The organism is Kitasatospora sp. NPDC057595 (assembly GCF_042800875.1).
Taxonomy (GTDB): Bacteria; Actinomycetota; Actinomycetes; order Streptomycetales; family Streptomycetaceae; genus Kitasatospora.
Window position 1 is genome coordinate 304,990 of the sequence record NZ_JBHVGL010000004.1, and the last position, 18,054, is coordinate 323,043.

The following is an 18,054-nucleotide window of genomic DNA, read 5'->3' on the forward strand; positions in this document are numbered from 1 at the left end:
GACAGCACAGCACATGACGGCGGGCCGGGGAAGAGGTCTGGACCTCCCCTCCCGGCCCGCCGCCGTCTCCCCGGCTACAGTTCGCGGACCCGGCCGCCGCCGACCTCGATCCGCCGGTTCACCGCGACGGTGTCCAGCATCCGCCGGTCGTGGGTGACCAGCAGCAGCGTGCCGGTGTACGAGCCGAGCGCCGACTCCAACTGCTCGATCGCGGGCAGGTCCAGGTGGTTGGTGGGCTCGTCCAGCACCAGCAGGTTCACCCCGCGAGCCTGGAGCAGCGCCAGCGCCGCCCTGGTGCGCTCGCCGGGGGAGAGGGTGTCCGCCGGGCGGAGCACGTGCACCGCCTTCAGGCCGAACTTGGCCAACAGGGTGCGCACCTCCTCCGGCGCGAGCTCCGGGACGGCGGCGGCGAACGCCTCCAGCAGCGGCTCCCCGCCGAGGAACAGCCCGCGGGCCTGGTCCACCTCGCCGACGACCACGCCGGAGCCCAGCGCGGCGCTGCCCCCGTCGAGTTCGAGCCGGCCCAGCAGGGCGGCCAGCAGGGTGGACTTGCCCGCGCCGTTGGCGCCGGTGATGGCCACCCGGTCCGCCCAGTCGATCTGCAGGTCGACCGGGCCGAGCGTGAAGTCGCCGCGCCGGGCGGTGGCCCCGCGCAGGGTGGCGACCACCGAGCCGGAGCGCGGCGCGGTGGCGATCTCCATCCGCAGCTCCCACTCCTTGCGCGGCTCCTCGACCACGTCGAGGCGCTCGATCATCCGCTGCGTCTGGCGGGCCTTGGCGGCCTGCTTCTCGGTGGACTCGGTGCGCATCGCACGCCCGATCTTGTCGTTGTCGCTGGACTTGCGGCGCGCGTTGCGCACGCCGTTCTCCATCCAGCCGCGCTGCATCCGGGCCCGGGCCTCCAGGCCCGCCTTGGTGTCGGCGTACTCCTCGTACTCCTCGCGGGCGTGCCGGCGGGCGGTCGCGCGCTCCTCCAGGTACGCCTCGTAGCCGCCGCCGTAGAGGTTGACCTGCCCCTGGTGCAGGTCCAGCTCCAGCACCTTGGTGACGGTGCGGGCCAGGAACTCGCGGTCGTGGCTGATCACCACGGTGCCCGCGCGCAGGCCCTTGACGAAGGCCTCCAGCCGCTCCAGGCCGTCCAGGTCGAGGTCGTTGGTGGGCTCGTCGAGCAGGAAGACGTCGTAGCGGGAGAGCAGCAGCGAGGCCAGGCCGGCCCGGGCCGCCTGGCCGCCGGACAGGGCCGTCATCGGCAGGTCCAGGGAGACCTTGAGGCCGAGCGAGTCGGCGACCTCCTCGGCCCGCTCCTCCAGGTCGGCGCCGCCGAGGTCCAGCCAGCGGTCCAGGTTCACCGCGTAGGCGTCGTCGGCGCCGGGCACGCCGTCCACCAGGCCCTGGGTGGCCTCGTCCAGCGCGGCCTGCGCGGCGGCCACCCCGGTGCGGCGGGCCAGGAAGTCGCGGACCGACTCCTCCGGGCGGCGCTCCGGCTCCTGCGGGAGGTGGCCGACGTTGGCGGTGGCCGGGCTGAGCCGCACCGAACCGCCCTCCGGGGCGTCCAGTCCGGCCAGCAGGCGCAGCAGGGTGGACTTGCCGGCTCCGTTGACGCCGACCAGGCCGATCACGTCACCGGGGGCGACGACCAGGTCCAGGCCGGAGAAGAGGGTGCGCTCGCCGTGGCCGGCGGCGAGGTCCTTGACGACGAGTGTGGCGCTCATGATGCCCCGATTCTAGGCGGGCGGGCACGGACGCCGCCGGGGGCGGCGGCACGCGGGGGTGCCGCCGCCCCCGGCGGGGAGGGCGGAGCGGGTCAGGCCGTGACCGGGGTCACTTGTTCTTCCTGGAGAAGTAGTCCAGCGCGTGCTGGGCGACGTCGTCCAGGTACGGGCCGGCCTCCCAGGTGTTGTCGAAGCCGCCGATGGAGGTGTCCGACACCAGGACCTGCCTGCCGTCCTTGGTGGTGAACCAGCCGCCGCCGCTGTCGCCGCCGGTGCCGTTGCAGCCGGTCATCAGCATGGTCGGGCGGGCCGGGTCCATCGAGCGGCGGGCCGGCTTGCCGGCCTCGCAGTGCTCCAGCTCCATGCCGTCGAAGGGCTTGCCGGCCGGGTAGCCGTAGGTGCTCACCGTGGCGATCTGCTCGCGCGGGGCGTTGAACCAGACCGGCACCGAGCCGCCGACGACCTCCTCCAGCGACTTGGCGCTGCCGTCCGGGTTGGCCACCCTGAGGATGCCGAAGTCGTACTGGCTCCACGGGCCGCCGTTCTCCGGGTCGGCCTCGGCCGTCCACTGCGGGGCGACCATGCCCGCGACGGCGCCCCACTCGCCGTACGGCTCGGCCTCGGCGAGCGAGCCCTGCTTGCCGCCGCTGACCGCGCCGGTGCTGTTGAAGGCCGGGGCGAAGGTGATGTTGGTGTGGTACTTGCCGCCCTTGCCGCCGTGCAGGCAGTGGCTGGCCGTCCAGACCAGGTTGCTCTTCCCCGGGTTGGCCGGGTCGGAGACGACGGTGCCGGAGCAGACGTAGTCCTGGTTGCCGTCCTGGAAGAACAGCTTGCCGTTGACGTGGGCCGGCTTGGCGTACGGGTGGGCGACGGGCTTCATCTCGACGAGCTTGGGCTGCGGGTCGTTCTGGCCGCCGCCGGTGCCGCCGGTGCCGCCCGTGCCGCCGGTCGCACCGCCGGTGCCGCCCGGCTGGGCGGGCGCGGCGCTGGTCGGCCGGTCCGTCGGGGCCGCCGACGTCGGCTGTGCGGTCGGTTGCGCGGTGGGCTGACCGGTGGGCTGGTTGCCCGGGCCCGGCTTGGCCGGCTTGGCCTTGAGGATCTTCTGGAGGTCCCAGAAGCCCTTGACCGCCGGGGTGATGACGTTCTGTTGGGCCCACTTGTCCCAGTCGTCGAAGCTCCACTTCTTGAGCTCGTCGGCGGTCGGCAGCTTGATCGGCGGCAGACCGCCCGGCTTGCCGGTGGAGCCCGCGGTGGCCGCGGTGGTCGCGGCGGTCTGCGCGCCGGACGGGTCGGCGACCGGGTCGCTGTTGTCCGGACCGCACGCGGTCGCGACGACCATGGTCAGCGCGACGACGGAAGCGCCCAGCGCGGCACGCGTCGCCCGGGATATCGGTGACATCTGTTCTGTTCCCCCTGTGAATGCACGCCACGGCCGCGAGTGTCGAGCGGGTGGCAGAGGAGGAGTCTGCCATGCGCCGCGGACGACCCCCGTCCCCGGACCGTTCCGGGACGCGGCCGTCACCGGATCGGCACGTGATCGGCACCGAGAAAACCGGTTGCACGCCTCGGGGGCCGTCCGTAGCGTGATGCCTGCCAGTCGCCAGAACAGGAGAAGGCCATTGATCTACTGAGGTCCCGAGACACCGCCCCCGCCGCATCGCAGCCATGTCGCTGCCCGCGGTCCGTGAGTGTGCGCGTGCCCGACCTCAGTGGTGAGCCTGCCCGGCGTCCCCCGTCCTTCTGACGACCCCGGGCCCTCCCCTCCCGGTCCCCACCCGCACCCGCGGTGTCTCCCCGTGTTGCTCCACGACCACGTCGGCGACCTTCGGGAGGCTTTCCATGGCACAACCCACCACCTCACTGCTCTGCACCGACCTCTCCTTCGAGTGGCCGGACGGCAGGCCCGTCCTCGACGGCTTCCACCTCGCCGTCGGCCCCGGCCGCACCGGGCTGATCGGGCTCAACGGCGCGGGCAAGTCCACCCTGCTGCGCCTGCTGGCGGGTGAACTCACCCCCACCTCGGGCGTCGTCAGGGCGGCCGGCGAGATCGGCTACCTGCCGCAGGGCCTCACCCTGGACACCGGCCTGCGGGTCGACGAGGCGCTCGGCGTCCGGGCCGCCCGCGAGGCCCTGCACGCCATCGAGACCGGCTCCACCGACCAGCGCCACTTCGACGCGGTCGGCGACGACTGGGACGTCGAGGAGCGCGCCCGCGCCCTGCTCGACCGGCTCGGTCTGCACCGGCTCGACCTCGACCGCACCACCGGCGAACTCTCCGGCGGCGAGGCCGTCCTGCTGCGGCTGGCCGCCCTGCTGCTGCGCCGCCCCGACGTCCTGCTGCTCGACGAGCCGACCAACAACCTGGACCGCTCCGCCCGGCAGCGGCTCTACGAGACGGTGGCCGGCTGGGGCGGTGTGATGGTGATCGTCAGCCACGACCGCGAACTGCTCCAGCACGTCGACCAGATCGCCGAACTGAGGGACGGTCAGGTCACCTGGTACGGCGGCAACTTCGCCGAGTACGAGCGCACCGTCGCCGCCCAGCAGGAGACCGCCGAGCGGCTGCTGCGCACCGCCGAGGCCGACGTCCACCGCCAGAAGCGGGACCTCGCCGAGGCCCGGATGCGGCTGGAACGCAGCGCAAGTTACGGCAGGAAGCGTTCGGTCACCCGCAACGATCCGCACATCTTCGCCGGCAAGCTCAAACGCCAGGGCCAGGAGACCGCCGGCCGGCTCCAGGGCATGCACACCGAGCGGCTGGAGGAGGCCAAGCGCAAGCTGACCGTCGCCGAGGAGGCCGTCCGGGACGACGCGGAGATCCGGATCGACCTGCCCCGCACCGCCGTGCCGGCCGGGCGCACCGTGCTCACCCTGGACAAGGTCCGGCTGCCGTACGGCATCACCGCCGACCTCGACCTGCGCGGGCCCGAGCGGATCGCCCTGATCGGCCGCAACGGCGCGGGCAAGTCCACCCTGCTGCGCACCATCGCCGGTGAACTCGCCCCGCTGGAGGGCGAGGTCGTCACCCCGGTGCCGCTGCGCCACCTCCCGCAGCGGCTCGACCTGCTCGACGACGGGCTGTCCGTCGTGGGCAACGTCAAGCTGTTCGCGCCCGGCGCGGGGGACAACGCGGTCCGGGCCCGGTTGGCCCGGTTCCTGTTCCGCGGCGGGCGGGCCGACCAGCCGGCCGGCACGCTCTCCGGCGGCGAGCGGTTCCGGGCCACCCTGGCGGCGCTGCTGCTGGCCGACCCGCCGCCGCAGCTGCTGCTGCTCGACGAGCCGACCAACAACCTCGACCTGGCCAGCGTCCGCCAGCTCACCCAGGCGCTCGCCGCCTACCAGGGGGCGCTGATCGTGGCCAGCCACGACGTGCCGTTCCTGCGCGGCCTGGGCGTCACCCGCTGGCTGGAGCTGGACGGCGCGCTGAGGGCGGTGGAGCCGATGTAGCGCCGGTCGGTGCGGCACCGCCGATGCAGCACCGGCGCTCCGGCGCGGCGGTCAGCTCGGGCCGGCCCCGGCGGTGAGCAGCCGCCGGGCCTCGGTCAGGGCGGAGTCCTTCAGCCCGGCCAGCTCCTCCGGGGTGAAGACCGGGGTGCGGACGTCCGGCGGGATGCCCGGGCCGTCGAAGGTGCTGCCGTCGCGGGTGAGGAACTTCTCGTTCGGCAGGCCGATGAGCAGGTTGTCGGAGATCAGTTTGATCATGACGTCGGAGAAGACACCCTGGGTGTTCTCGCCGATCCGTACCGGCGCCGGGCGCCGTTCGGCCATCGCCTGGGTGAAGGTCTCGCCCGCGCTCACCGTCGAGCCGGCCGTGAGCAGGGCGATCGGCCCGGTGTAGCGGGTGGCCCCGGCGGCGGGCCGGACGGTGATCGGGTCCGGGCGGGTGAAGGCGGTCGGGTCGGCCGGGTCGTTGCGCGCCACCTTGCGGTAGGCGAGGAACGGCCGGTCGGTGAGCCGGGAGGCGATCCGCAGCCCCAGCGCGTCCGATCCGCCGCCGTTCAGCCGCAGGTCGATCACCAGGCCGTTCAGCCGGTCGGGGTGGGCCAGCAGGGCGTCCAGCGCCCGGTCCAGTTCGGCCTCCTTGGCCTGGTGGGGAGCGTCGGCCACGTACCCGTCGAAGGCGCTCACCCGCAGGTAGCCGATGCCGCCCGGGAGTTCGCCGACACCCAGCCGGCCACGGCCGAAGGTCTGCTCGGGGGCGACGAGCTGGGCGGCGACCGCCCGGCCCGCCTGCTCCCGGGTCTCGTCGTCGGGATCCTGGGTGCCCGGGCGCTGTCCGCCGAAGACCAGGCCGTACCCGCCGTCGGCGCGCTTGCGCCCCAGCGCGGTGTGCGCGTCGCCGAGCGGTTCCAGGAGGCCGGCGAGGATTCCCTGGAGCGTGTCGGTGTCGGTCTGCGGGGTGATCCCTGCCCGCGCCTGCGCGCCCCTGGCCTGCCAGTCGATGCCCTTGGCGGCGAAGAAGGGGTAGTTCTCCTCGAAGTTCGCCCAGAACCGGTCGAAGACCGCGAGCGCGTCCTGCGGCGCCGGCCGCGTGCACTGGGCCGGCAGGCCGCCGGGCAGCCGGGACAGGTTCCTGGTCCCGGCGGCGGAGTCCTCCCGGTACACCGCCCGGTTGCGCCCCTGGGGAGTGAGCGTCAGCTCCGCGTACCCCTTGCCCGCCCGGCCGTAGCGAACGGCGCCGCCGGGCCCGGGCGTGCCGACCTGCGTGCCGCTCAGGAAGCCCGGGGTGCAGCTGATCCGGGTCACGTCGTAGGTGCGGAAGGTGGTCCCGTGGATCTCGATGATCGTGCTGTACCCGTCCGCCTGCCAGACGCCCTCCAGCCGGTTGACGCCCGGCCGCCCCGTCGCGCCGTCCCCGTCCGGCGCGCCGCCGACCGCCCCGACCGCCCCGGCCGCGCCCGCCGTCCCCGCCGTGAGCGCGAGCGCGACCGCCACGACGCCCGCCGCCCTGGCCATCGATGTCCTGTGTCCGATACCCATGCCGTGTCCTGTGCCTCCAGGTCCGGGCCTCCCCCGCGGAACCCCTCCGCCGCCCATGAGTTGACGGTACGGAGCGGTCCGGCCACCGCACGTCAGCCTGTGGAGCGGTCCGTACCCCGACCAGGGAGGTACACCGGCGGGGGCCGGATCCGACCGGCGGCGTACACCCGCCCGGGGCGGCCTCGGGGGCGCCGGCTCGGTGTCCAACTCCCTTGCGCTCCAGTACCATCGGCGCCATGCCAGCACTCAACATCGAGTACACGGAGCACGAGCTCGCCGCCATCCGCGAGGCGGCCGCCGCCGACGGCAAGAGCGTCAAGGCCTATGTGCACGACCTGAGTGTGCGGGAGCAGCAGCGCCGGGTGTTCGTCTCCCACGCGGTGGCGTTCTGGAACGCGCACCGCGAGGAGTTCGACCGGGAGTTCCCGGAGGACGCGCCGGCCGCCTGAGCGGGGGCGGGAGCGATGAGGGTGCCGCGATGATGCTGCTGCGGGTCGATCTGCGCTGGCTGCTCGACGTCCAGGAGCTGGCCTCGCCGGAGGACCTCAGCGTGCGGGACTACTCGGCGCTGCAGGCGGCCGTCGCCCGGCACCGGGTGAACACCGCGCAGCTGGGCCACGACGCCGATCCGGCCTGGTGCGCGGCCACCCTGATGCACACGATCGTGCTGCTGCGGCCGCTCCCGGTGCGCAACAACCTGTACGCCTGCATGACGACGGCGGCATACATGCACGCGGCCGGGGAGGGCATCGACCCGCCGTACGGGGCGCTGGTGGAGCTGGCCCGGGACATCGCCGAGGGGCGGGCGGACGTGTTCGCGGCGGCCGACCGGATCCGCGACTGGCGGATCTGAGCACCGGTCCACGCCCGCCCGCTCCACGGTCAGCCCGGCAGCACGAAGCCCGACTCGTACGCCGCGATCACCGCCTGGGTGCGGTCCCGCGCGCCCAGCTTGGCCAGCACACCGCCGACGTGGGTCTTGACCGTCTCCTGGCTGACCACGAGCTCCGCGGCGATCTCCCCGTTGTTGAGCCCGACCGCCATCAGCCGCAGCACCTCCGCCTCCCGCCCGGTCAGCCGCCCGATCGGGCCCCGGTCGGACGTCTGGCGGCCGGTCCGCGCGGTGCCCGGCCCGCCGCCCGGGGCCGCGTACCGCAGGGCCAGTTCGCGTACGGCCGCCGGGAACAGCAGCGAGTCGCCGCGCGCGATCAGCCGTACCGCCTGCACCATCTCCTCGGCCCGCGCCCGCTTCAGCAGGAATCCGGCGGCCCCCGCCCGCAGCGCGTCGTACACGTGGTCGTCGTGCTCGAAGGTGGTGACCACCAGGATCCGGGGCGGGTCGGCCATCCCGCCGACCAGCTGCTCGGTGGCCCGGATGCCGTCGATCCCCGGCATCCGGACGTCCATCAGCACCACGTCCGGCCGCAGTTCGCGCACCAGCGGCACCACCTCGGCGCCGTCGGCCGCCTCGCCGACGACGGTGAGGTCCGGCTCGGCGTCGATCACCACCCGCAGACCCGTGCGCACCAGCCGCTCGTCGTCGGCGATCACCACCCGGACCGGACCGTCGGCCGCGGCCCCCGGGGCCTCCGCGACGTTCCCGCTGTTGCTCACCGCGCCCCCGTCGCTCACCGCGCTCCCGTCGTTCACCGCGTTCCTGTCGTTCACCGTGCCCCCGTCGTTCACCGCGCTCCCGTCGTTCACCGCGCTCCTCCCACCGGCAGCCAGACGGCCAGCCGCCACGTCGTCCCGTCGTCCGCCGGCCCGGCCTCGCAGCCGCCGCGCAGCGCCGCCGCGCGTTCGCCGATCCCGCGCAGCCCGCGCCCGCCGCCGGGCCGGCTGGGTCGCGACCGCCCGAGCGGGTTGGTCAGTTCGATCTCCAGCCGCCCGCCGGCCGGGGCGACCCGCAGCCGCGCGGGCGCGGAACCGCCCGGGCCGGCGTGCCGCAGGACGTTGGTCAGGCCCTCCTGGACGATCCGGTAGGCCTCGCGGGAGAACGCGGCCGGCAGCCGGTCCAGCCCGGGGGCCAGCTCGGCGTCCACCGCCAGCCCGGTGCGGGCCAGCTGGCGCAGCAGGTCGTCCAGCCCGCCGAGGGTCGGTCCGGCGGGCCCGGCCGCGTCGCCGTCCTCCTCGCGCAGCAGCCCCAGCACCGCGTCCAGTTCGGCGACGGCGCCGCGCGCGGTCTCCTCGATGGCGGCCAGCGCCTCCGCCGCGAACTCCGGGTCGGAGCGCAGCACCCGGGCGGCGGCCGAGGCCTGGATGCCGACGGCGCTCAGCGCGTGGCCGACCGAGTCGTGCAGCTCACGGGCCAGCCGGTTGCGCTGGGCGAGCACGGCGGCCCGCCGTTCGGCGGTGGCCAGCCGCTCGTCCGGGGTCGGGCCGAGCAGGACCGGCGCCCACCGCGCCAGCAGCCCGCCCAGGCCGGCGCTGGTGCCGACGATCAGCGCCAGCAGCGCGACGCCGAGCAGCGGACCGGGCAGCCAGCCGGGCACACCCCGGTCCTCCCAGAACCGCACCGCCTTCTCGAAGCCGGTCGGGCGCAGGATCAGCACCACCGCGAACGGCGCACCGGCCAGCGTCATCCCGCTGACCACGCCGCCGAACAGCAGGTGCAGCACGAACCACGCGGCCGTCCGCCGCCGGGCCGCCCAGGACCGGGCCGGGCCGGTGACCACCTCCGCCGCCCGCCGGGGCGTGCACAGCGCCAGGGCCGCCGCGCCCTCCAGCGCCCGGACGATCGGGACCAGGGCGGTGACGGCGGCCATCGGGAGCGAGACGGCGAGCGCGGCGAAGTAGAGCAGCAGTTGCAGCAGCGAGCCCTTGCGCGGATCCAGCGCGCCCAGCGCGACCGTCGCCAGCATCCAGTACGGCATCAGCAGCGCGCCGCCGAGCACCAGGTGCACCCAGCGCAGCCGGGCCCGCCGCCCGAACAGCGCACCCGCGGCCCGCCGCAGCGCGCCACCGCTCCCGTCCGGCTCCCGACCCGCCCCCGTGATCATTTCCCAGACTCTACGTCAGCGCCGCCGGGGGCCTCGGGGATTCCGGCGGCCGGGCCGGCCGCCGCGGCCCAGGCGGTGTCCCGGACGGTGTCCCGGACGGCGCCCGCCGCGGCCCGCTCGACCAGCGCGACCGCGCCCACGGCCAGCACCAGCAGCCCGGTCACCACCTGCGCCGACTCCACCAGCGGCAGCAGCCCCGGCACCGCCTTGCGCGGGTCGGCGGGGGCCGTGACGGACGTCCCGAACGCCACCAACTGCCAGGAGCCCCAGGCGAACACCGACCCGGCCGCCGTCCACACCACCGCCAGCGGCCCGCGCAGCCGCCACCCCGGCCGGAGCCGGAACACCAGCACCAGCAGCGCCGCCACCGCGGCCACCGCCATCACGGCCGTCACCGCGTCCATGATCGCCACGCTCCGGCCGCGCTGCTCCTGCCAGGTCACCGGCAGCCCGGCGCCCCCGCCGAAGGCCCAGTACAGCCGGGCCGCCGCGACCCCGGCGGCGAGCAGCGCGGCGACGCGGGCGAAGGCCCGCTGGGTGGTCAGCGTGGGGGAGTGCGGCAGGTCGCCGATCCGGTCGCGGCGCAGCAGCCCGGCCCAGCGCTCCCGGGCGTACAGCAGGAACCCGGTGATCAGCGCCAGCCCCTGGACGGCGAAGCCGCCGTACACCACGGTGAACACCCAGCCGCTCGGCCCTTCGTCGCTTCCGGGCCTCGCGGCCTCCGGTCCGAGCACCAGCGAGGACAGCAGGAAGAGCGGCAGGGCGACCAGGATGGTGCCGAGCAGCCCGGTCGCGACCCACATCGGGAAGGCCAGCAGCCCGGCCGGCGCGCGCCGCCCCCACGGCCGGACGAACGCGAGCGCCAGGACGACGGCGATGGCGTCCATGCCGAAGGTGAGCAGGTTGAGGAGCCACAGGTCGTCCATGGCGTCGGCGTCCCCGGCCCCGACCGGGTGGCCGGTGAGCCAGAGCAGCTTGAGGGTGAGGTACGGCACGGTCGCCGCGACGGCCGTCCAGGCGGCGGCGGTCCGCACCCGGCCGACGGGGGCGGGTACGGGCGCGGCGGGTGCGGGCGGGGCGGCGGGGAGGAGCGGAAACGTCGAGGTCATGCCCCCACGCTCCCGCGCACCCGCCCACCCGCACCTCCTCCGCCGACCCGATCCGCCTCCCCCGCCGGGGGGAACCGGAGGGGAGGCGGCGGTCCTCGGGGAGGAGGGGCTGCTAGGGGATGATCGGCTCGCAGCCGATCGCCTTGCCGGCGGCGGAGAGGAACCGCGTCCGGACGGCCTCGGTGTCGGGAAGCAGGCGTTGGCTCCTGAGGGCCGGGGCGGGGCGCTCCTCGTAGTGGAAGTACGTCCTCCGGCCCTGGCAGAGGGCCACCACGTCCTCGTTCGAGCTGCCGGCCCACGAGCTCCGGCCGAACGCCGTGGAGTGCTCCCCCTCCGGGGGGGGAAGTCCACCGCCCGGGGCTCGGTGACGACGACGAACGACGCCACGGGCCTCCCGGTCGGCTTGTCGGTCACCTCGCAGGACCAGACGGGGGAGAAGGCCGTGGTGGCCTGCTGGCGGTACCAGTCCTCGTGGTCCGCTTCGGGTGCCTTGGTGACCGCCATGCCGGGCAGGCCGCAGAGGTTGTTCCAGTCGACCGGCTGCTCCGCGCCCGCCGGGGACAGCGTCCTCGGCGCGGGCGGGGTGCTGCCGCAGCTGCGGTCCTTCGCGGCGAGGCCGGCGAGCTCGACGGCGAGCCGGGCGGTACCTTGCGCGTGGTCGCCGTCCTTCCCGTCGTGGCCGGTGCCGACCGAGGCCTGCAAGCCGGCGGGGCAGCCCTCCGGAAGCAGCGCCCACGCGCCGCCCGGAGTCACCGCACCCACCGCACCGTGCTCGGCGAAGAGCCGTGCCCCGGGGCGGGATTCGGCACCTGCGCTCCGGACCGCGGAGATCCCGAAGCTGACGCTCTGCTCGGTGTCCCCGAACAGGCCGAAGCTCACCTTGGCGCTGCAGTACTGATTCCGGCCCACCGCGGTGGGCGAGTAGTCAGGGGACTTCTCCTCGCTGATCCGCCCCGGCCCCAGCGCGGCGTGCACGGCGTCGGTCGCCCGGGGCGCGGGACCGGCGAACGGCGAGGTACTGGGCGCGACCGGCCCGGTGGTGAACCCCGGGTGGACCATGTGTGGCTGCTCTTCCGTCCTCCGGATACGACGGGAGGTCAGCAGCCCCCCCGCCGGGCACGACGGTACCCGGAGGGTCTGTCGGTGTACCGACGCACCCTCCGTGGTCGAGCCCGCACGGACGCGTCACCAGGGGTGCGTCGAGGACGAGGGTCTTGTTACTGAACGGTCGCTTCCCTATCATCGCGAGTGTGACAGCTTTACTGTCAGACTTCGTCGACCCCCGGAGGGGCAGTGGCGTCCGAACGTGACGGCGTCGGGGCCGGGCGCGGCGGACCGCTGGCCGGCGTCCGGGTGGTCGAGCTCGCCGGGATCGGTCCCGGGCCGTTCGCCGCGATGCTGCTGGGCGACCTCGGCGCCGACGTCGTCCGGGTCGACCGGCCCGAACCCTCGCCGCTCGGCATCGAACCGGCGTACGACGTCGCGGGCCGCAACAAGCGCTCGGTGGTGGTCGACCTCAAGGCCCCCGGCGGTCCCGGCCTGGTGCTCGACCTGGCCGCCCGCGCGGACCTGCTGATCGAGGGCTACCGGCCCGGCGTCGCGGAGCGCCTCGGTGTCGGGCCCGAGGCCTGCCTCGCCCGCAACCCCGCGCTGGTGTACGGACGGATGACCGGCTGGGGTCAGGACGGACCGCTGGCCGCCCGGGCCGGGCACGACATCGGGTACACGGCGGTGTCGGGCGCGCTCGGCCTGGTCGCGCCTACCGCACCCGTGCCTACGCCCGCGCCCGTGCCTACGCCCGCGCCCGTGCCTACGCCCGCGCCCGTGCCCGCGCCCGCCGTGCCCGCGCCCGCCGTGCCCGTGCCCGTCGCCGACGCCCCCGAGGGGCCGCCCGCCCTCCCCGCCAACCTGCTCGGCGACTACGCCGGCGGCTCGCTCTACCTGGTCGTCGGCCTGCTCGCCGCCCTGCACCACGCCCGCGCCACCGGCGCCGGCCAGGTCGTCGACGCCGCCATCGTCGACGGCGCCGCCCACCTCACCGCCGTCCTCCAGGGCCTGCTGGCCGGCGGGCGCTGGCAGGAGCGGCGCGGCGTCAACCTGCTCGACGGCGGCGCGCCGTTCTACGCCGTCTACCCGGCCGCCGACGGCGGCCACCTCGCGGTCGGCGCCCTGGAGCCGCCGTTCTACGCCGAGTTCGCCCGGCTGCTGGAGCTGGGCCCGGACGCGCCCGGCCAGTGGGACACCGCCCGCTGGCCCGAACTGCGCGCCCGGATCGCCGCACGCTTCGCCACCCGGCCGCGCGCCGCGTGGGAGACCGTCTTCGCCGGGTCCGACGCCTGCGTGGAAGCGGTGCTGACGATGCGTCAGGCGCACGACCACCCGCACCTGGTGGCCCGGGGGACGTACGTCGAGGTGGACGGCGTGACCCAGCCCGCCCCCGCCCCGCGGTTCTCCGCCACCCCCGGCGCGCTGCGCCGCCCGCCCGGCCGGCCGGGCGCCGACACCGCCGAGGTCGCCGCCGACTGGGGCGTACCCGGCCTCGTCGCGCCGCCGACCGCCTGAACCGCCCACCCCGCCAAGGAGATTGCCGTGCAACGCGACCTCTTCACCGACGAGCACGAGGACTTCCGGGCCACCGTCCGGGCCTACCTCGCCAAGGAGGTGCTGCCGCACTACGACCGCTGGGAGAAGGCCGGCATCGTCGACCGCGAGGCCTGGCTGGCCGCCGGCCGGCAGGGCCTGCTCGGCCTCGCCGTGCCCGAGGAGTACGGCGGCGGGGGAACCGCCGACTTCCGCTACGCCGCCGTGCTGGCCGAGGAGTTCGCCCGGGCCGGGGCCTCCGGTCTGGCGCTCGGCCTGCACAACGACATCATCGGCCCCTACCTCACCTCGCTCGCCACCGAGGAGCAGAAGCGCCGCTGGCTGCCCGGCTTCTGCACCGGCGAGCTGATCACCGCCATCGCGATGACCGAGCCCGGCACCGGCTCCGACCTCCAGGGCATCCGCACCCAGGCGGTCGACCGGGGCGACCACTTCCTGCTCAACGGCGCCAAGACCTTCATCTCCAACGGCATCCTCGCCGACCTGGTGATCGTGGTCGCCCGCACCACCCCCGAGGGCGGCGCGCACGGTCTCGGCCTGCTGGTCGTCGAGCGCGGGATGCCCGGCTTCGAGCGCGGCCGCAACCTCGACAAGATCGGCCAGAAGGCCCAGGACACCGCCGAGTTGTTCTTCCAGGACGTCCGCGTCCCCAAACGGAACCTGCTCGGCGAGCCGGACCAGGGCTTCCTCTACCTGATGCGCAACCTCGCCCAGGAGCGGCTCACCATCGCCGCCGCCGCGATCGCCGGCGCCGAGCACCTGGTCGAGATCACCACCGCCTACGTCAAGCAGCGCGAGGCGTTCGGCCGGCCGCTGGCCAAGCTGCAGCACGTGCGCTTCGAGATCGCCGAACTGGCCACCGAGTGCGCCGTCACCCGCGCCTTCGTCGACCGCTGCATCACCGAGCACAACCGCTACGCGCTCACCCCGGCGGACGCCTCGATGGCCAAGTGGTGGGCCACCGAACTGCAGAAGCGCACCGCCGACCGCTGCCTCCAACTCCACGGTGGCTACGGTTACATGGCCGAGTACCCGGTGGCCCGGGCGTTCACCGACGGCCGCATCCAGACCATCTACGGCGGCACCACCGAGATCATGAAGGAGATCGTGGGCCGCTCCCTGCTCGACTGATCCCCGCCTCCGATCTCCCGTCCGTCTCCCACGGCTCTCCGGCGTCAAACCCTCTGCCCCGAAAGGCTCCCCACCGTGACCACCGAAGCGTACGTCTACGACGCGATCCGCACCCCGCGCGGCCGGGGCAAGGCCACCGGCTCCCTGCACGGCACCAAGCCGATCGACCTGGTCGTCGGCCTGATCCACGAGATCCGCCGCCGCTTCCCCGGCCTGGACCCGGCGGCGATCGACGACATCGTGCTCGGCGTGGTCAGCCCGGTCGGCGACCAGGGCTCCGACATCGCCCGGATCGCCGCCATCGCCGCCGGCCTGCCCGACACGGTCGCCGGCGTCCAGGAGAACCGCTTCTGCGCCTCCGGCCTGGAGGCCGTCAACCTGGCCGCCGCCAAGGTCCGCTCCGGCTGGGAAGACCTCGTCCTGGCCGGCGGCGTCGAGTCGATGTCGCGGGTGAAGATGGCCTCCGACGGCGGCGCCTGGTTCGCCGACCCGATGACGGCCTACGAGACCAACTTCGTGCCCCAGGGCATCGGCGCCGACCTCATCGCCACCATCGAGGGCTTCTCGCGCACCGACGTCGACGCCTTCGCCGCCGAGTCCCAGGCCCGTGCCGCCAAGGCCCAGGCCGACGGCCTGTTCGACCGCTCGGTCGTCCCGGTCCGCGACCGCAGCGGCCTGGTCGTGCTGGACCGCGACGAGTTCATCCGCCCCGGCACCACCGTCGAGACGCTGGCCGGGCTGAAGCCCTCCTTCGCCGCGATCGGCGAGGCCGGCGGCTTCGACGCCGTCGCCCTGCAGAAGTACCACTGGGTGGAGGCCATCGACCACGTCCACCACGCCGGGAACTCCTCCGGCATCGTCGACGGCGCCGCCCTGGTCGCCATCGGCAACCGGGAGACCGGCGAGCGCTACGGGCTGCGGCCGCGCGCCCGGATCGTCTCCGCCGCCGTCTCCGGCTCCGAGCCGACCATCATGCTCACCGGTCCCGCGCCCGCCACCCGCAAGGCGCTCGCCAAGGCCGGGCTGACCGCCGCCGACATCGACCTGGTCGAGATCAACGAGGCCTTCGCCGCCGTCGCCCTGCGCTTCATCCGCGAGATGGGCTTCTCCCCGGAGCAGGTGAACGTCAACGGCGGCGCGATCGCCCTCGGCCACCCGCTGGGCGCCACCGGCGCGATGCTGATCGGCACCCTCGTCGACGAGCTGGAGCGGCGCGAGCTGCGCTACGGCCTGGCCACCCTCTGCGTGGGCGGCGGCATGGGCATCGCCACCGTCGTCGAGCGCGTCTGACCCCGTCCTCCGCCCTCCTCCTCACCTCCTCCGGAGATCCGAACCCATGAGCGACACCACCACCATCCGCTGGGAGCAGGACCAGGACGGCGTGGTCACCCTCGTCCTCGACGACCCCACCCAGTCCGTCAACACCATGAACGACGCGTTCACCGCCGACTTCGAGGCCGTCGTCGCCCGGCTGGCCGGCCTCGCCGCCGACGGCGGGCTGCGCGGCGTGGTCGTCACCTCGGCCAAGAAGACCTTCTTCGCCGGCGGCGACCTGCGGATGCTCTCCGCCGCCCGCCCCGAGGACGCCGCCGCCGTCTTCGAGAAGTCGATGCGGATCAAGCGGGCCCTGCGCACCCTGGAGACGCTCGGCAGGCCGGTCGTCGCCGCCGTCAACGGCAGCGCGCTCGGCGGCGGCCTGGAACTCGCCCTCGCCTGCCACCACCGGATCGCCCTGGACACCCCCGCGAGCCGGATCGGCCTGCCCGAGGTCACCCTCGGCCTGCTCCCCGGCGGCGGCGGGATCGTCCGCACCGTCCGGCTGTTCGGCATCACCGACGCCCTGCTGAAGTTCCTGCTGCAGGGCCGCCAGTACCGCCCGGTGCAGGCCCTCGAACACGGCCTGGTGCACGAACTCGTCGACACCCCCGAGGAGTTGACTGCCCGGGCGCGGGCCTGGATCGAGGCGAACCCGGCCCCCGTCCAGCCCTGGGACGTCAAGGGCTACAAGATCCCCGGCGGCACCCCCAGCACCCCGGCCCTCGCCGCCAACCTGCCGGCCTTCCCGGCCAACCTGCGCAAGCAGCTGGCCGGCGCCCCCTACCCGGCGCCGCGCAACGTGCTCGCGGCCGCCGTCGAGAGCGCCCAGGTGGACGTCGACACCGCGATGGTGGTCGAGGCCCGCTACTTCACCGAGCTGGCCTGCGGGCAGACCAGCAAGAACATGATCCAGGCGCTCTTCTTCGACCTCCAGGCGGTCAACTCCGGTGCCGGACGGCCCGCTTCGGTGGAGAGGCGGACGGTCCGCAAGGTCGCGGTGCTCGGCGCCGGCATGATGGGCGCCGGCATCGCCCACGTCTGCGCCGAGGCCGGCATCGAGGTGCTGCTCAAGGACATCACCGTCGAGGCCGCCGAGCGCGGAAAGGCCTACTCCGAGGGCCTGTTGGCGAAGGCGGTGGCACGCGGGCGCAGGACCGGGGCGCAGCGCGACGACATCCTCGCCCGGATCACCCCCACCGCCGAGGCCGCCGACCTGGCCGGCTGCGACGTGGTGATCGAGGCGGTCTTCGAGAACCCCGAGCTGAAGCACAAGGTGTTCCAGGAGATCGAGGGTGTCGTCGCGCCGGACGCGCTGCTCTGCTCCAACACCTCCACCCTGCCGATCGGCCTGCTCGCCGAGGGCGTGGAGCGCACCGCCGACTTCATCGGCCTGCACTTCTTCTCGCCGGTCGACAAGATGCGGCTGGTGGAGATCGTCCGAGGACCGCAGACCGGGGACGAGGCGCTGGCCCGCGCCTTCGACCTGGTCCGCCGGATCGGCCGGACCCCGATCGTGGTCAACGACTCGCGCGGCTTCTTCACCTCGCGGGTGATCGGCCAGTTCATCAACGAGGGCGTCGCCATGATCGGCGAGGGCGTCGATCCCTCCAGCGTCGAGCAGGCCGCCGCGCAGGCCGGCTACCCGGCCAAGGTGCTCTCGCTGCTCGACGAACTGACCCTCACCCTGCCGCGCAGGATCCGTGACGAGTACCGGCGCGCCGTCGAGGCCGCCGGCGGCGAGTGGACCGCCCACCCGGCGGACGCGGTGGTGGACCGGATGGTCGACGAGTTCGGCCGCCCCGGCCGCAGCGGCGGCGCCGGCTTCTACGAGTACGACGAGAACGGGGTGCGCGGCCGTCTGTGGCCGGGCCTGCGCGAGCACTTCACGCGGGCGGACGCCGCCGTGCCGTTCGAGGACCTCAAGGAGCGGATGCTGTTCAGCGAGGCCCTGGACTCGGTGCGCTGCCTGGAGGAGGGGGTGCTCACCTCGGTCGCGGACGCCAACGTCGGCTCCATCCTCGGCATCGGCTTCCCGGCCTGGACCGGCGGTGTCCTCCAGTACATCAACGGCTACCCGGGCGGCTCGTCCGGCTTCGCGGCCCGTGCCCGCGAACTCGCCGCCGCTTACGGCGAGCGGTTCGCGCCGCCCGCCCTGCTGGAGCGGATCGCCGCCGAGGGCGGCACCTTCGGCGACTGAGCCCGCAG

14 protein-coding genes are annotated in these 18,054 nt (G+C 74.5%); 7 read left to right on the forward strand and 7 right to left on the reverse strand.

The window, feature by feature from the left end; translation table 11 throughout:
- Window positions 1-74: 74 nt before the first annotated feature.
- Together ACFU9E_RS09675 and ACFU9E_RS09680 are read right to left on the reverse strand one after the other, a co-directional pair.
- Window positions 75-1,712 carry an ABC-F family ATP-binding cassette domain-containing protein gene (locus tag ACFU9E_RS09675; protein WP_380686501.1) on the reverse strand — a complete coding sequence of 546 codons (1,638 nt, stop codon included), beginning with the start codon at window positions 1,710-1,712 and terminating at the stop codon, window positions 75-77.
- Window positions 1,713-1,821: 109 nt separating this feature from the next.
- Window positions 1,822-3,111, reverse strand: a complete 1,290-nt coding sequence (locus tag ACFU9E_RS09680) for a hypothetical protein (protein WP_380681406.1) — start codon at window positions 3,109-3,111, stop codon at window positions 1,822-1,824.
- 440 nt (window positions 3,112-3,551) lie between these two features.
- Here ACFU9E_RS09680 and ACFU9E_RS09685 point away from each other — a divergent pair, with 440 nt between their 5' ends.
- Entirely contained in the window at window positions 3,552-5,159 is a 1,608-nt protein-coding gene (locus tag ACFU9E_RS09685) for an ABC-F family ATP-binding cassette domain-containing protein (RefSeq protein WP_380681408.1), read from the forward strand.
- Window positions 5,160-5,210: 51 nt separating this feature from the next.
- On the opposite strand, the gene ACFU9E_RS09690 is transcribed toward ACFU9E_RS09685, so the two are convergent.
- The gene (locus tag ACFU9E_RS09690) at window positions 5,211-6,692 is read right to left on the reverse strand and encodes a S41 family peptidase (RefSeq protein ID WP_380681410.1); all 1,482 of its coding nucleotides are present in this window, start codon (window positions 6,690-6,692) and stop codon (window positions 5,211-5,213) included.
- Window positions 6,693-6,928: 236 nt separating this feature from the next.
- On the opposite strand from ACFU9E_RS09690, the gene ACFU9E_RS09695 reads away from it, so the two are divergent.
- Window positions 6,929-7,141, forward strand: coding sequence for a hypothetical protein (locus ACFU9E_RS09695; RefSeq protein WP_344322900.1), 213 nt, complete (start codon window positions 6,929-6,931; stop codon window positions 7,139-7,141).
- 32 nt (window positions 7,142-7,173) lie between these two features.
- Window positions 7,174-7,545, forward strand: coding sequence for a toxin Doc (locus ACFU9E_RS09700; RefSeq protein ID WP_380681448.1), 372 nt, complete (start codon window positions 7,174-7,176; stop codon window positions 7,543-7,545).
- 29 nt (window positions 7,546-7,574) lie between these two features.
- Here ACFU9E_RS09700 and ACFU9E_RS09705 read toward each other — a convergent pair whose 3' ends face one another.
- From ACFU9E_RS09705 to ACFU9E_RS09720, 4 genes are all read right to left on the reverse strand, one after another.
- Window positions 7,575-8,306 carry a response regulator gene (locus ACFU9E_RS09705; protein WP_380681450.1) on the reverse strand — a complete coding sequence of 244 codons (732 nt, stop codon included), beginning with the start codon at window positions 8,304-8,306 and terminating at the stop codon, window positions 7,575-7,577.
- Window positions 8,307-8,392: 86 nt separating this feature from the next.
- A complete protein-coding gene (locus tag ACFU9E_RS09710; protein WP_380681412.1) occupies window positions 8,393-9,691 on the reverse strand; it encodes a histidine kinase in 1,299 nt (432 codons plus the stop codon).
- Window positions 9,688-10,800: a hypothetical protein gene (locus ACFU9E_RS09715; RefSeq protein WP_380681414.1), complete on the reverse strand. Its 1,113-nt coding sequence runs from the start codon at window positions 10,798-10,800 to the stop codon at window positions 9,688-9,690. The genes ACFU9E_RS09710 and ACFU9E_RS09715 overlap by 4 nt, the downstream gene beginning before the upstream one ends.
- Window positions 10,801-10,912: 112 nt before the next feature.
- The gene (locus ACFU9E_RS09720; protein ID WP_380681416.1) at window positions 10,913-11,071 is read right to left on the reverse strand and encodes a hypothetical protein; all 159 of its coding nucleotides are present in this window, start codon (window positions 11,069-11,071) and stop codon (window positions 10,913-10,915) included.
- 1,067 nt (window positions 11,072-12,138) lie between these two features.
- Between ACFU9E_RS09720 and ACFU9E_RS09725 the strand changes: the two genes are divergently transcribed.
- From ACFU9E_RS09725 to ACFU9E_RS09740, 4 genes are all read left to right on the forward strand, one after another.
- On the forward strand, window positions 12,139-13,362 hold the full coding sequence (locus tag ACFU9E_RS09725) for a CaiB/BaiF CoA transferase family protein (RefSeq protein ID WP_380681452.1): 1,224 nt from the start codon (window positions 12,139-12,141) through the stop codon (window positions 13,360-13,362).
- A gap of 27 nt (window positions 13,363-13,389) precedes the next feature.
- The gene (locus ACFU9E_RS09730; protein WP_380681418.1) at window positions 13,390-14,532 is read left to right on the forward strand and encodes an acyl-CoA dehydrogenase family protein; all 1,143 of its coding nucleotides are present in this window, start codon (window positions 13,390-13,392) and stop codon (window positions 14,530-14,532) included.
- A gap of 75 nt (window positions 14,533-14,607) precedes the next feature.
- On the forward strand, window positions 14,608-15,822 hold the full coding sequence (locus ACFU9E_RS09735) for an acetyl-CoA C-acetyltransferase (protein WP_355368776.1): 1,215 nt from the start codon (window positions 14,608-14,610) through the stop codon (window positions 15,820-15,822).
- Window positions 15,823-15,868: 46 nt separating this feature from the next.
- Complete coding sequence (locus tag ACFU9E_RS09740) at window positions 15,869-18,046, forward strand: 3-hydroxyacyl-CoA dehydrogenase NAD-binding domain-containing protein (RefSeq protein ID WP_380681420.1); 2,178 nt, start codon at window positions 15,869-15,871, stop codon at window positions 18,044-18,046.
- Window positions 18,047-18,054: the final 8 nt, after the last annotated feature.